The organism is Planctomycetia bacterium, assembly GCA_016795155.1.
GTDB lineage: Bacteria > Planctomycetota > Planctomycetia > Gemmatales > HRBIN36 > JAEUIE01.
Window position 1 is genome coordinate 151,658 of sequence record JAEUIE010000019.1, and the last position, 13,705, is coordinate 165,362.

General features: G+C 51.1%; 11 protein-coding genes and 1 tRNA gene. 4 read left to right on the plus strand and 8 right to left on the minus strand.

Annotated features, from left to right (window positions below; genetic code table 11):
* Window positions 1–27 precede the first annotated feature (27 nt).
* Together JNJ77_08340 and JNJ77_08345 are read left to right on the plus strand one after the other, a co-directional pair.
* A complete protein-coding gene (locus tag JNJ77_08340) occupies window positions 28–1,197 on the plus strand; it encodes a thioredoxin family protein (GenBank protein MBL8822580.1) in 1,170 nt (389 codons plus the stop codon).
* Window positions 1,198–1,317: 120 nt separating this feature from the next.
* Window positions 1,318–1,953, plus strand: a complete 636-nt coding sequence (locus JNJ77_08345; protein ID MBL8822581.1) for a hypothetical protein — start codon at window positions 1,318–1,320, stop codon at window positions 1,951–1,953.
* Between the two features lie 18 nt (window positions 1,954–1,971).
* Here JNJ77_08345 and JNJ77_08350 read toward each other — a convergent pair whose 3' ends face one another.
* From JNJ77_08350 to JNJ77_08375, 6 genes are all read right to left on the minus strand, one after another.
* Window positions 1,972–2,346 (minus strand): hypothetical protein, encoded by a 375-nt coding sequence (locus JNJ77_08350; protein MBL8822582.1) that lies wholly within the window; start codon window positions 2,344–2,346, stop codon window positions 1,972–1,974.
* Between the two features lie 2 nt (window positions 2,347–2,348).
* Entirely contained in the window at window positions 2,349–2,942 is a 594-nt protein-coding gene (locus tag JNJ77_08355) for a hypothetical protein (protein MBL8822583.1), read from the minus strand.
* Window positions 2,943–3,070: 128 nt separating this feature from the next.
* Window positions 3,071–6,064 carry a prolyl oligopeptidase family serine peptidase gene (locus JNJ77_08360; protein ID MBL8822584.1) on the minus strand — a complete coding sequence of 998 codons (2,994 nt, stop codon included), beginning with the start codon at window positions 6,062–6,064 and terminating at the stop codon, window positions 3,071–3,073.
* A gap of 285 nt (window positions 6,065–6,349) precedes the next feature.
* Window positions 6,350–7,441: an acyltransferase gene (locus tag JNJ77_08365; protein ID MBL8822585.1), complete on the minus strand. Its 1,092-nt coding sequence runs from the start codon at window positions 7,439–7,441 to the stop codon at window positions 6,350–6,352.
* Window positions 7,442–7,578: 137 nt separating this feature from the next.
* Window positions 7,579–9,018, minus strand: coding sequence for a DUF1501 domain-containing protein (locus JNJ77_08370; GenBank protein ID MBL8822586.1), 1,440 nt, complete (start codon window positions 9,016–9,018; stop codon window positions 7,579–7,581).
* Window positions 9,019–9,260: 242 nt separating this feature from the next.
* Window positions 9,261–9,342, minus strand: a tRNA-Leu gene (locus JNJ77_08375).
* A gap of 231 nt (window positions 9,343–9,573) precedes the next feature.
* On the opposite strand from JNJ77_08375, the gene JNJ77_08380 reads away from it, so the two are divergent.
* Window positions 9,574–9,771 (plus strand): transposase, encoded by a 198-nt coding sequence (locus JNJ77_08380; protein ID MBL8822587.1) that lies wholly within the window; start codon window positions 9,574–9,576, stop codon window positions 9,769–9,771.
* Between the two features lie 286 nt (window positions 9,772–10,057).
* Entirely contained in the window at window positions 10,058–10,906 is an 849-nt protein-coding gene (locus tag JNJ77_08385; protein MBL8822588.1) for a hypothetical protein, read from the plus strand.
* Window positions 10,907–11,252: 346 nt separating this feature from the next.
* Here JNJ77_08385 and JNJ77_08390 read toward each other — a convergent pair whose 3' ends face one another.
* Window positions 11,253–11,453 (minus strand): hypothetical protein, encoded by a 201-nt coding sequence (locus JNJ77_08390; protein MBL8822589.1) that lies wholly within the window; start codon window positions 11,451–11,453, stop codon window positions 11,253–11,255.
* Window positions 11,454–11,470: 17 nt separating this feature from the next.
* Window positions 11,471–13,663, minus strand: a complete 2,193-nt coding sequence (locus tag JNJ77_08395) for a heavy metal translocating P-type ATPase (GenBank protein MBL8822590.1) — start codon at window positions 13,661–13,663, stop codon at window positions 11,471–11,473.
* Window positions 13,664–13,705: the final 42 nt, after the last annotated feature.

Consider the following 13,705-nt stretch of genomic DNA (forward strand, 5'->3'; position numbering starts at 1 on the left):
AATGAAGAACTTTAGAGGATGACAAACATGAATCATGCTGCAATTCTTGTCATGTTGCTTGCAGGGCTGCCCACTGTTCAAACGAATCAGACTAATCAGAAAAACAACCAGCCGTTCATCAACGTAAACTTAACGCCAGGCGAACCAGGCTCTCCAGACGCCCCTCGCTATTCCCCGGCAGGCAGACAACTCAAGCTCGCTGCAAAACCTCATCCGGAATTACCCGGCAAGGACCATCTCGAAGCACGATTACCACTAGGCACCGATGCTAAGAATGCTGGCGCGTTGCTCGTCGTTGCCCGTAGCCAGCCTGGCAAACCTTACGACCTTCTTTACGTGGAAAATCAGCAGACAAAACGTCTCAACTCCATGCCCATCACCATCAAGCCGAATGTCAATCGAAACAAGCATTGGTCTTCGTTCAATGCTGTCGTGCAGGTAAACCATGCCCGTGCGGGCACTCCACCTGCTTACACCAGTTATCCCCTTGCACTGTGGATCGTCGTCGATCAGGAATCTGATCAGCCTGATATTATCCGCATCTCCCGTCGTGGCTTTCTCACGGGCGAAGTGGTTTTGCAGAACCTCAAGTGGCAGGTCGTTCTCAGCGACAGCAACAACGATGGAATCCTGGGCAAAGCCGACTGGTGGGAACTCCGCCGACCAGGCAACAATGGCGGGATGGATGCCTCGCGCACCGTGGGAGATTATTGCTGGGCCGACGGCAAAGCCTGGCGAATTGAATTGCAGGGAACCGATGGACGATTTGCCCGCCTGATCCATTTCGACCCAGGCATCACCCAGGCCGAAGATGCCAACAAGCGTGACCGGCTTCGCGAAGACCGCCAGGCTGCCCGCGCCGCCCGGCCTGTCGAATTTCATAAGGATATCGAAACCGCGTTGCAAAAGGCCAAGCAGAGCAAGCAGCCTTACTTCATCAAGTTCGAGACCGACTGGTGCATGCCCTGCAAGCAGATGGATCAACTGGTCTTCACCGCCAAAGATGTTGCCGACGCTGCCCAGGGCATTGCCTGCGTCAAAGCCGATGGCGATGTCCGTAAAGACCTGACTGCAAGACATCAGGTGAAGGCCTATCCAACAGGCATTCTGTTTGGAGCAGATGGCAAAGAACTCGCCCGCTACGTCGGCTACCAAGGCGTCAAAGATATGACCGCATTTTTCAAAAAGGTGGAGTAATCCAGCGAATATCTAACAGAACAACGCCTCGTCTTCTCCCCTCTCCCTCTCGGGGAGAGGGGCCGGGGGTGAGGGGTTCTTACTTCAAGCGCTAATCAACAACGAAAGCAACACTCTCAAATGCTCCTCGATCACGACCGCTTCATGCTGCAGGAACAGGTTCGGCTCATCCGCACCGTCGATGCTTACGACATCTTCGACCCCGTCACCGGACAGATGATCGGCCACGCTGTGGAAACGCCCAACACCGCCATCGCCTGGCTGCGGCTCATCATCACCAAGAACTGGATGCCCACCTCGGTCACCGTTACCGATATGAATGGCCAGGTCATATTCACTCTGCACCGGGGCGGCTTTCTTTTCAAATCACGCATTGATGTCCGCGATGGCGAAGGCAACCCGATTGGCCACTTTGTCAGCCGCTTCTGGACACTCGTCGGCAAGCTCGATGTCTACGACCATCATGGCAACGTATGGGCAACGGTCGGCGGCGGCAGACGCTGGTTCTTCGACTATCATTTCACCACGCCCGATGGCACCGAGATTGGCCACGTCTCCAAACAGTGGCGAGGCGCCCTCGACATCATGAAAGACCTCTTCACCAGCGCCGACACCTTCCTGGTGGAAACCAACCCCGAATTCGCCAGCCACGCCCCCGCCAAAATGCTCATCCTCGGCGCCGCCCTCGCCATCGATATGGTCTTCAAAGAACAACACGGCAACGACAACATCGTCAGTTCGTTGATGGATGTGTAGAGAAATCGGTTCCTGAATCTACTCAATCTCGTTCACATTTTCTCTCAAAAATATCTTTGCTTCTGAAGCGGCCTGAAGAAGTGCATCATAAACTACAACTTCATCCGGAATTGGAATTTTTTCCCGCAACGATGCACACCAATTCCAGTTAAATCTTTCGAGTGGTTCAACCGTTCCTATCAATTCTTGCAGTTGCTGCTTCGGAGTTGAAATTAACACTTCTATCCGTTCTACATCATCGTCAATCGACCAGTACATCGCGAGAGGAAGAAGGTGACGAAATGATTCAGGTACAGTAGAAGGTTCGAACTGGACACCGTCAATATCAGCGTATCGTGAAGTCACTGATCGAGGAGAATGATCAGCTGAATCGATAGGTTCATCGGTGCTCATGATCAATACCAGTCATTCGAGGCATGAAACCAATACCAATCATTGCCAAGTCCATACAGACCATAGCGTGCGGCTCCAAACGGCGTTCCCTTCTGGTTAGGCTTATAGACAAAACCATACGACATGGTATCCGGGCCAATCCCATCGGGGCCCCAGTGAACACGAAAGTAAACACCGCCTCGAGCATCAGCTGCGTATTCATCAACATGATAAATACCCAATCGTTGATTCAACTTCGTACCCTGATACTTTGATATTTTTGCTTCGGGAAACAACTGCTCAAAGGATGACCGGGATAGCGCAAATGCGGTTCGTCTGGGGATGTAATACTTCAGCAGTATATAGGTGCTGAAGATGATTACCAAAAGAACCGCCACCCGTTTCCATCCGATGCGTATCGTGCGGAACTTGCCCTGCCAAGCCCATGCAATCAGGGTGCCCAGGACAATCACAGCGATGAACGGTGCAGTAAGGAATGCTGGTATCATCGCATACATGATTGCATCGGTAAGCACACCCGGATAAATGCTGAGAATAATCGCAGTCACAGATGCTATCACCACCAGCACAAACATAGGATAAAGGGTGATCTTCATAATGACCACATGAGACACAGTGAGGAAGCCCCACCAACGGTTGCAATCGCACGCTGGGTCGAGCTTGAAACAGCGAGAGCACTATTGCTTCGCGGTTTTATCGCTCGACCCATCCTACAAGCTAATTCCTACTTTCTCCCCTTCAAATGCTCCTCCATCTTGAGGTGGGGCACGCCGTTTTGCCACCAGTCGGGGGCGGGTTTGCCTTGCAGGTAGTGATCGAAGAACTCACGCATGCGGACTGCGTAATCCTTCTGGTTTTCCTGCTTGGCCAGGCCGTGGTTTTCACCCTTGTATTGCAGCATCACCACAGGCTTCTGCAACCGTCGCAGGGTGTTGTAGTATTCAATGCCCTGGGTGAAATCGACCGCGCCGTCTTTATCGTTGTGCAGCAGCAGCAAAGGCGTCTCGACATTCTTGGCAAAGAAGACCGGGCTGTTGCGGATGTACGCATCCTGCTCATCCCAGTAACCTGCCGTGAATCGCCCCTGGCTGCTTTCAAAAATAGGCTGATTGGCCGATCCGCTGTTCCAGTAAACGCTGCTGTACATGCTGATGAGGTCCGTCAGCGGAGCGCCGGCAATGGCACAGGCAAACCGCTTGGTCTGCGTGATGCCGAATGCCGTCTGATAACCACCCCACGAGTGGCCATGCAAACCAACCTTCTTGCCATCGACCACGCCGGTGGCGATCGCTGCATCGAGCGCAGGCAGGATGCACTCCACCGATGACTTGCCCGGATCGTTAATGCGATAGGTAATATCAGGCATCAGCACCGCATAGCCGTTGGTAGTGTAAATCGATTTGTTGAACCCACCACGATATCCTGGCGGCGTATACTGATGCGTACCCTGCGTCAGCTTCTCGTAAATGTAGATGACCGTGGGGTACTGTTTGCCCGGTTCATAATTGGCAGGCAGGTAGAGCGTGCCCTGCAGCTTGGCGCCCTTGGTGCCGGTGTAATCTACAATCTTGTAGCCTGAACACCAGAAATAGTCTTTCTGCTGGGGGTTGCTATCCGTAACTTTCTTGCTTTCCTTGAAACTGGCATCGGTCAGGAAATATTCCGGGCTGTCGATGGCTGTCTGCCTGGTGTAAGCAAACACATCGGCATTGCGTGCCTTGAACGGTGTGCCGTAGTTGCAATCGTTCCACAGCAGCGTTTTCACACCCTCGGTGCCCGGATCGATCCGGCCCACGCCACTCTTTTTGGTCCACTCGCCATACATGGTGACATACAGTGGCTTGGTGAAATCATAACCAGGCTTAGGCTCAGCTTCATACTGAGTGATACCCTGATAGCGAATCTGATCCGACCGGCCATTGCCCGTCAGGTTCCTGCCACCCTTGCCTTCAACACTGACCGCCCACAGGTCCCAGCCATCAGAAAGAATGACCGTCTTGCCATCGCGTGACCAGCCGAGCGGGAAGCGTGGTGGCTTATCAACATTGTGATCGTCTTCATCATTGACGAACGAAGTATTCTTGATGGCAGCAGTCAGGTTGACTGTTTTTCCCGTTACCAGGTCGCAGGCGAAGAAATGACCATCATCATAATAAAGGAAGTGGCTTCCCGTCGGCGAACTGTTGAAGCTGTTGCGACTCTTCGTGACGATTTTCTTCCTGTCTCCGGTCTGCGTGTCAACAGAGTAAATATCAGCGTATCGCCTGCCATCCAGGTTGCCCATGTAGTCATAGGCTCGAGTGTCTCTACCGATGCCATAACGGTTCTTCGGGGATACGGTGACATTTTTCAGAGCCTCATCAGCCAGTCGAATGAACTTCTTGTCTTTGATGCGATAGGTAGCCAGGAACGTGTGCTGCTTGTCACTCGCCGACTGAACCTGCTGCATAGGCTGCAGGCGTTCATCCTTCCAGTGCCAGATGACCAGATCAGGCTTGGCAGGAGTCGTCGCTGTTGCAGTTGGCCGTGCAGAACTGCTTGCCACGGCTCCTTCTTTGCGTGGTTCTTCCCGTTTCTCCGAAGCACGTGACCCACCGCCAGAACCACCGCCAGGCCTGGTTTCTTCCTTCTTCTTCCGCTCTGCAATGCCAAAGATGAAGGCATCTAAGCCTTCATTCCAATTGGCCGGGCGATTGGTGCTGATAGCCATCTCTGCAGGGAAACTCTTATCCCCCTTGGGATCAAAAACCACTTTCTCCGGCTTGGGTCCGAGCTTGGAGAAGCCGAGAATGCTGATCCACTTGGTTTCATACCCTGCATCGTCTACCGATTTCGTAACGGTGAACGCGGTACGGTCTTCATTCCAGTTGATCTGTCGATAAACCGCTTTGCCGTTTTCAATTGGGTAAAGAGCACCGGTTTTCAGGTCATGCAACTGAACACCATTGCCAGACTGCCCAGCTGCGTCAATCGTGGTAACAAGCCAGTTGCCTGCCTTGTCGAAGGAGTAGTCTGCCACATTGCCGAACACGAGTTCAGTGCCTGCGGCAAGGTTACGAACCACTAGATCGGTGCCGCTGTGAGATGGCGCGGGGGTAGTTGGCGCTGCTGCTGGTGCAGTGGGAACTGGCCCGCGGGATCCGCGTGGCCCACGACTGGGCTCCTCATCCGCACTTCCCGTACCCGATTTCCGATAAGCAATATGACACGCTGTCTCACCTGCGAACTCGCAGGAGCTGACGTTTTCCAGCTCGGTCTTCTCCATCGTCTTGGTGTTGATGAGATACAGTTTGGAAACAGGCTTGGGCTGACCGGGCATGCCACCTGTCTTGACGTAGGGAAGAACCGAGAAAGCCAGCCAGTTGGAATCGAAGGAAAACTGCAGTTGTCCGCTGCCACCACCAGCTGGATACTTCGTTTCCTTGCCATCCGCTACCGAACGTAGAATGACTTCACCATCACCCTCAGCAGGTGTAACGCGATGAGCAAACCATTTGCCATCGTTGGAGAGCACCGCTGTCCGGATGGATCGCCATTTGTCAGCATCCTCGAGGCTTAACTTCTTCTTGGCTGACTTCTCTGCCGCCGGTTCCTTTTTCAGGTCAACCAGCTTCTTCTGTAGGTCAGCTATTTTCTTTTCAAGCTCATCTATCTCTTTTTTGTCATCGGCCCAGGCGGGCAGACTCAACCCTAATACACTCAGGCTGCCCAGCAGCATGAGGCTGAAGCCAAATCGACGTAACACGATCACTCTCCCCTGGTGAACCAGCATCACAGGATGAACAGAAAACGGAAGCTGCTACTGTAACAAATTCACATCGCAATACATGATGGAAATGTGATAATTGCCATTTTCTTTGCAGTTTCGGGTGTGGACTTGATGCTGCTGACGGTCAGTCGACATTGGGAATGGTAACTGAAAGTTGGATTAGCAAACGTTGGCCTGCATGGGTTGCGAGATTTGTTTGAGATTGACGACGTTGAGCGATTTTCCAATATGACATTAACTAATGTGGTTTTGTTTCCGTGGATAAGGGAAATGTCTCTTAAGTTCATTTAGAGGCTTTTCTAATAAAAACCATGACAGACTTGCAACAACAATAGAAACACCAGTAACGATCAAAAACAATGACCAACTCTTCTCTGGCAACTCAATGCCGAAGTATTCAGCATAGTTGGGAATAAACCACTGCCAGACGTAAACTCCATAGCTGTTAGTCCCGATGTAAGCCAATGGCCTCCAAGAAAGAAATCTTACCAACGCTGATTCGTTACTGCTGGCGATCGAAATGTAAACAAACGCTACTGACAGGCATCCTGAAGCAATGTCTGTCAAAACGTACTTCGCAATTCGATCATCTGGCCGAAAGTAAAAGTAAGCAAGAATCAGCGAGCCACTTGCCCCTAACAGTATTGCGTATCGTTTTTCAAATCGCGGGTAAGACTGTTGAATCAGCGCCAACATTGCTCCCATGCCGAGAGTATCAAGGCAACTTGGCATCAGGAAACGGCTCATCATTGTATAGAAAATGTTGTACGCAAAATAGCGGAATATCGGAGCAGTGATAATTGCGACAGCAATAGTCCAGGGAAGTAACTTTCGTGGCGTGAGCAACACGATGAACGGCCAAATGAGGTAGAACTGTTCCTCGACTGCAAGTGACCAAAAATGCCCGCCAACTTCAGGTGTTACCTTTTCGATCACCATTTTGACATTTGACAGGTACGCGGCGTGCCACCATGCCGACTCCCATATACCTGGTAGATTCACAATGACAGCAATTAGTAGCGCAAGGTAATAAAGCGGAAAGATTCTCAAAAATCGGCGGATGTAGAATGTGATGATTACTTTTGAAAACTGAGTTTCTGCCGCCTTATGCGTTCCGAGTAGTATTCCGGTTATCAAGTAACCCGAAAGAACGAAAAACAATCTGACTCCAAATGCTCCAATATCAAACGGCAGAAAATGAGGCGTCGTGTGAGTTACGATCACAAATATGACCGCGAATGCCCTAAGACCGTCTAACTGTGATATGTGGTTCTGGATGGTGTTTGCGTTATTTCCCATTGTTAAGAACATATCTCGTAAAATCATGCATCTCAACTTAATTATCCAGTGTGACCACACTCCCAGCGGGGTGAGAGGGATTGTATTTCTTTGCTCTTTAGTTCACCTTAAACAGTGGTATCGACAGAGATGTCTGTGCTATAACCCATGTTTGGAGAAATATACTACGCCGACAATATCGCCTCAATCACCTTCCCATTCGTCAAGCTCTGAGGCCGCTGCAACCGGTCCATGATTAGCGTTTCCGGATCAATGCCCAGACAATGATAAATGGTGGCCACCAGATCAGCAGGTGAAGTCGGGTTACTGGCCGGGGCTGCTGCAAACTTATCACTGGAACCATGCACGATGCCACCCTGAATACCACCCCCCGCTAATACGCTTGAAAACACCTGCGACCAGTGATCGCGGCCATCGCGGCCTGCACCCGCGCCACCCACTACTGACTGACCCACCCTGGGTGTGCGGCCCATCTCACCCGTCCACACCACCAGCACATCATCCAGCATGCCCCGCTGTTCCAGATCATCAAGCAACGCGGAAAATGCCTGATCGGTAACGGGACACAGCCTCGTCTTGAGGTCAATGAAGTTGCGACTGTGCGTATCCCAGTAAACAGAAACATTGGTGATACCATCGTTCTGCCAGAAGACGGTCACCAGCGGCACCCCCGCCTCCACCAGCCGCCGGGCCTGCAGCACCGCTTGCCCGTGGATGTTCATGCCATACCGTTCTCGCAGCTTCGGGTCTTCCTTACTGAGGTCAAACGCCGCCGTCACTTCAGGCCGCGTCAGGATGGAGAGTGCATTCTCGTAATGCCTCGACATGGAACTGAGTTGCTGATCCTGCTCCAGTTCCCGCACCTGATGGTCAATCTGCTGCAGCAGCGATCGCCGGCGTTCAAACCGTTCCGGAGGAATATCGGCTCGCAGATTGAAATCTGCAACCTTGTAGTTCGGACTGCTCGCATCGCTGTCAATCCGCATCGGCTGATAAACCGGCCCCAGCCAACCTGCCCCCTGCCCGTGCGATTCCTCCACAAACCGCGGTGCACCCTCGCCAGCTACTTTCGGCATCATCGACACAAACGCAGGCAAAGGCTTCTTCCCCTTACCCATCCGGCTCAACACAGAGCCAATATTGGGCCAGTCTTCGTGCAGTGTTGCGCCTTGTTTAGGAAGCGGATAACCTGTCAGCAACTCATGGGTAGCGGTGGTGTGATTGACATCGCCATGTGTCATGGAACGAATAACCGCCAGCTTGTCCATCCGCTGGGCTAATCTCGGAAGATGCTCACAGATTTGAATGCCGGGCACCGAAGTTCGTATGGGCTTGAACTCCCCGCGATACTCAGCTGGGGCCATTGGCTTGGGATCCCATGTATCCTGCTGAGCCGGCCCGCCCCACATGAATAATAAGATGCAGGCCTTCGCTGGCTTCCTCGGCAAACGAACTTTGATGTTGGAACTGATACTTGCCTGCCGTGCCTGTACTAATTGGGGCAAACCCAACCCCATCAGACTCAGCGAGCCTGCACGCAGGAATTCTCTTCTGCCCATCGGAGCAGTGCGAAAGAAACCCTGGCAGGCTTGCGGATGGATCATGAACTTCTTTCAGGCAGGTTGACCAGCGGACTTTCAGTATGCCACATCAACTATCACTTGAAAAGAGGATTGCCTGGCAAATGATCTGATGTGCAATTCGTAGATACAATCTATTTTGCGTATACCCATCACATTGCCTGTAACCTGAATGTTGAGCAGACACTTACTCACGATTTTCTGACATTGATTCTGACATGTGATAAACGGGTATCAGAAACCCCTGTTTTCTACGCAGATTTGAATGCACGAGGAGGGATTTGAACCCACACGCCTTGCGGCACTGGATCCTAAGTCCAGCGCGTCTGCCAGTTCCGCCACTCGTGCTTTTGTCCATTCTAGCTTATTTATAGGCCATTTCTGCATTTTTCTTCGTCTTCACCATTTAGCTGCAATGTGAATAATATGGGACATGTTGCCCCCACTTTGCCCCCACCAAGCAGGCGTCTAATTGCTTAGACAGAGTCATCGTACTGTGTTTGGACACTTTTGACTATCGATTGTTGCAGGCTCATGAAGCCGGCCCAGCGGTAGGCGCTGCTCTCTGATTGGAAGAATTTGGATCAGGAAGACCAGCAGTCGCTGAAGGAACTCTTCCGGGTGATTCGCCGCCTCCACAAAGCCTATCTCTTGAAGGAACAGTTCGTGCAACTGTGGGACTACTATCGACCGGAGTGGGCCAGGAAGTTCTTGCGAAGTGTAAGGCCTCGCTACGCTGGCAACGCTTGCCTGAGTTCGAGAAGTTCGCGGCCATGATGCAGAAGCACTGGATAGGCATCATCCCCTATGCTCATAAGCAGCTTCCGTTCAAAAGAATATCCCTGGAATGTATTTAGCAGCATTTGACTGGCTTAAATTGCATTGCCCAAGCTTGGATCTGTAAAACTCAGCCTCGCGATTGCCCTGCTTACTTCAAGAATTACGAATCTAGCGATAAGGTCGTTATTAAGCACCAAGAGAATTCGCAAGAATCGTGATTTCTATAGACCCCCATTTTTGACGAGCAATACTAATTCAACAATGTGATATAGGTTGATAATCCATGGATCTCAGCAAAGGTGGTCGCAAAATCAATTCTATTGAGAACTGGTTTGAGATAGCACCTCCGAAAGGTAGAGAGCGTCACTGGCAAGATGGACGAAGTGCTAAAGAGTGTGCTAAGGCATGGCTTGAAACAGGCCGTCCCGCATTGCCTGTCGAATTACGGGATCTATTTGATAGCAATGAGCATACGCAGGGTTTTGATCCACTTGAAGTAGAACCAGAAGCCCAAATCAAGTTTGACAAAAGGTCCGGAGAGCCATGTAATGCCGATCTAGCGATTCTTGGTTCTATTAGGCTTTCGCATATTGGATGTACTATCGAAGCCAAAGTGAATGAACATTTTGGAAAGCTACTGCCAGATGAACTTTGCTCTAGCTTGGAACGTTGGCGCAAATCCAATCGTAGCCGAAAGCTTAACCGGATCAAGGATCTTGTACAGTCAATTCTCCCTGCTCATTCTAGTTCACTTCCGTTACTAACTGAGATCCGATACCAGCTACTGACAGCTGTTGCGGGTACGCTTGCTTGGGCAAATTGGCTTCATTGCTGTCAAGCAGTACTTGTGATTCACGAGTTTCGAACTTTGCAATCTACACCTAATCGGATTGCTGCAAATGCAGCAGATCTCAATAATTTTGTACGCCGTCTTACTAATAACCTGGTTAGTTCAGTACCAGACGGAGAAATGTTAGGTCCATTTCAAGTTCCTGGTACTCCACTCTTTAACAATCCGCCCCCATTGTTCATTGGCAAAGCTGTCCGGCACTTAGCATCTGCTGATGACATCAATTCAGCATCAGTCGCAATACCTGCACATGACTGCACGCGATCGATGATGTTAGACTGAAATTGCGACGAGTACAATAACGTCTGAGCGCCAACGAGTTCGGCGAATCGTCAACTCATATCCTTCCCGGACTGTAATATCTAAGTCACCAAGACTTAGGCCATTACACGGAAAAGGAAGTTCGTGAAGCCGCTGCATCGCTTAGAACGGAAATTGCCACGGCAAAGTTTGTCAGCAAGAAGTCAGACACAATTGAGTGGGAAAATGGCAAAGCGAAAGACAGGATAAGGTATGAAGTCAATGCACCGATCTATCTGGGCTTAACTGCTTGTTACCGCATTGCGCTTTTTGGCGCTGCTAATAATCAGCGGGAATGGTTAGGGGCTTTGATGGGCGGTGCTATTGGCTAATTCTTTTCCCAGATGGTGATGGGATTGCTGCCCGCCAAGGTTCTCAATTGGATGTTACCGAGAACGCAGAAACCATGAACCGAATCCTCCCCGTCACTGCCATCCCTGCCAAGTTCATCAAAACCATCGAGGAAGCCCAAGGCGAATTGCACCAGCGGGGCTGGAGTATAGGCCACACCGCTATTGGTAGCGTGCATATAGTTCCTTGCCAAAATCAATAACGCTCATTTAGTAGTCGCAGACCGTTGAAAATAACCAGCAATGAAGCACCTGTATCTGCTGCAATGGCTGACCAGAGGGAAGCATGACCGGCAAATGTAAGTACGACAAAGGCTGCTTTCACTGCCAATGAAAAAATAATGTTCTGTTTAATGATCTGTAAAGTTCTTCGCGAGTGGCGGATGAGCCAGGGTAGGCTCGCAAGATCGTCGCTCATTAAAGCAATATCGGCAGTTTCAATGGCTGCATCACTGCCGATGCCTCCCATAGCGATTCCAACGGTCGCACGTGCCAATGACGGTGCATCATTGATTCCATCACCCACCATGGCGACTTGCCCCCATTCCGACACAAGCCGCTCGATGACCTTCACTTTTTCGTCGGGTAGCAATTCACTCTTAACTTCATCAAGTGCAAGATCAGAAGCAATACGTTCTGCAGTGGCACGATTGTCACCTGACAACATGATAAGGCGCTGAATGCCGAGTTTCTTCAGTTCAGCTAGAGCCAGTGGCGTCGTAGTTCTAATTCGGTCGGCCAGGACAATAAACCCACAAACATGTCGATCATTACCAATCACGACCACGGAACGACCTTCCTGAGTCATGGCCTCTATCTTCTGATGAACCTCGGTAGTCTCTTGCTTCCGCTCTTCAAGCAATCGGTGAGATCCTATCCAGTAGGCTTTCCCCTGAACCAAGCCAGTAGCACCCTTGCCTGGGATGGCTTGCACATTCTCAGCGGGTTGTACCGTATGGCCTTCTTTTCGAGCATGAGCAATAATCGCTAGGGCCAGTGGATGAGTGCTATGCGCTTCCAGGCTAGCAGCCCGTTCGAGTAGGTCCTGTTCGCTATGCGTATCGAAAGGGACGACACCGACGACCTGTGGCGTTCCTTCGGTAATCGTGCCGGTTTTATCAAGTGCGATAGCTTTGAGTCGGGCGGGGGCTTCGACAAACTGGCCGCCTTTGATCAACACGCCGTGACGAGTGGCACCTGCTAGGGCGGCAACAATACTCACCGGTGTGGAAATGACGAGGGCACAAGGGCAGGCAATCACCAAGAGAACGAGTGCTCGATACAACCAGGCGACCCAGGTGCCTCCGAACAATAGCGGACCTGCGATAAGAAAAAGGATGGCCAGCCCAAGCACGGCAGGTGTGTAGTAACGAGCGAACGATTCCACCCATTGTTCAGACGGCGCCCGTTGTGATTGAGCATCCCCCACGAGACGAATGATGTGAGCAAGGGTCGTGTCACTAGCTGGTTTCGTGCTTTCAACAATCAATGTTCCTGAACCATTGACCGTGCCTGCGTAGACCAAACCGCCGACGGACTTGGCCACAGGTGTACTCTCTCCCGTAAGCGGAGCTTGATTGATTTCGCTATCCCCTTGCCGAACGACGCCATCCAACGCAACTCGTTGCCCTGGTCTAACCAGGAAGCGGCTTCCGACCGAGACCTCTTCGGGACTGACGGTGGATTCTTTTCCGTCAGCTCCAACAACTGTGACATTGGGAGCAGATAAGTCGAGCAAACGAGCCACTGCTTGGCGTGCTCTTCCGATACTCCAAGACTCTATCGCAAGGGAAAGGGTAAACAGAAAGGCTACGGTCGTTGCTTCAAACCATTCACCGATTGAGATGGCGCCGGCTACTGCAATCACCATCAATAGATTCATATCAGGACGAAGACGACGAAGTGCCAGCCAAGCTTTCGGCAAGAAACTCCAAACTCCGGCCAAAATCGAAACTGCATAGGCAATCTGCGCCGCTATGGGAACCTTGTGAACAGCCTCACTTCCCTCCTGGGTGAAAACAGCGCGCAGTCCATCTCCCAGAAAGATGTGGAGCAATAGTCCGAACAATCCCAATGCCCCCGATGTGATAGTGAGGACGATCAGGCGTTGACGATGGTGATCTTGTTTGTCCGTACCCTTGTTAAGCACGTCAGTGGAAATGACCTGAGCCTTCATGCCCGCCCGTACAACCGCAGCGAGTATTTCCTTCGAGCTGATATCTTCGTCAACACTCAGTACTACGCTCATTCGTTGGTTCAATAAATCAAAGCTGAGACGCTCAGCTCCCCCTACTATAGGCCCAACCTCTGTTTTCAGGAGTGTAATCTCTTCGGCACAATCCATTCCATGGATTTGAAATAGAAGCAGTTTTTTGCTCGGCGTAGTCATGTTGTAAATCACTGTTGTTCGATTGTCTGGGTCAAGCTTGCG

Excerpts from the sequence above, each read along its gene's own strand:
- JNJ77_08340 (MBL8822580.1), top strand. The coding sequence starts at position 28 with ATGAATCATGCTGCAATTCTTGTCATGTTGCTTGCAGGGCTGCCCACT.
- JNJ77_08370 (MBL8822586.1), bottom strand. The coding sequence starts at position 9,018 with ATGATCCATCCGCAAGCCTGCCAGGGTTTCTTTCGCACTGCTCCGATG.
- JNJ77_08355 (MBL8822583.1), bottom strand. The coding sequence starts at position 2,942 with ATGAAGATCACCCTTTATCCTATGTTTGTGCTGGTGGTGATAGCATCT.
- JNJ77_08345 (MBL8822581.1), top strand. The coding sequence starts at position 1,318 with ATGCTCCTCGATCACGACCGCTTCATGCTGCAGGAACAGGTTCGGCTC.
- JNJ77_08395 (MBL8822590.1), bottom strand. The coding sequence starts at position 13,663 with ATGACTACGCCGAGCAAAAAACTGCTTCTATTTCAAATCCATGGAATG.
- JNJ77_08365 (MBL8822585.1), bottom strand. The coding sequence starts at position 7,441 with ATGATTTTACGAGATATGTTCTTAACAATGGGAAATAACGCAAACACC.
- JNJ77_08350 (MBL8822582.1), bottom strand. The coding sequence starts at position 2,346 with ATGAGCACCGATGAACCTATCGATTCAGCTGATCATTCTCCTCGATCA.
- JNJ77_08385 (MBL8822588.1), top strand. The coding sequence starts at position 10,058 with ATGGATCTCAGCAAAGGTGGTCGCAAAATCAATTCTATTGAGAACTGG.
- JNJ77_08360 (MBL8822584.1), bottom strand. The coding sequence starts at position 6,064 with ATGCTGCTGGGCAGCCTGAGTGTATTAGGGTTGAGTCTGCCCGCCTGG.
- JNJ77_08390 (MBL8822589.1), bottom strand. The coding sequence starts at position 11,453 with ATGCACGCTACCAATAGCGGTGTGGCCTATACTCCAGCCCCGCTGGTG.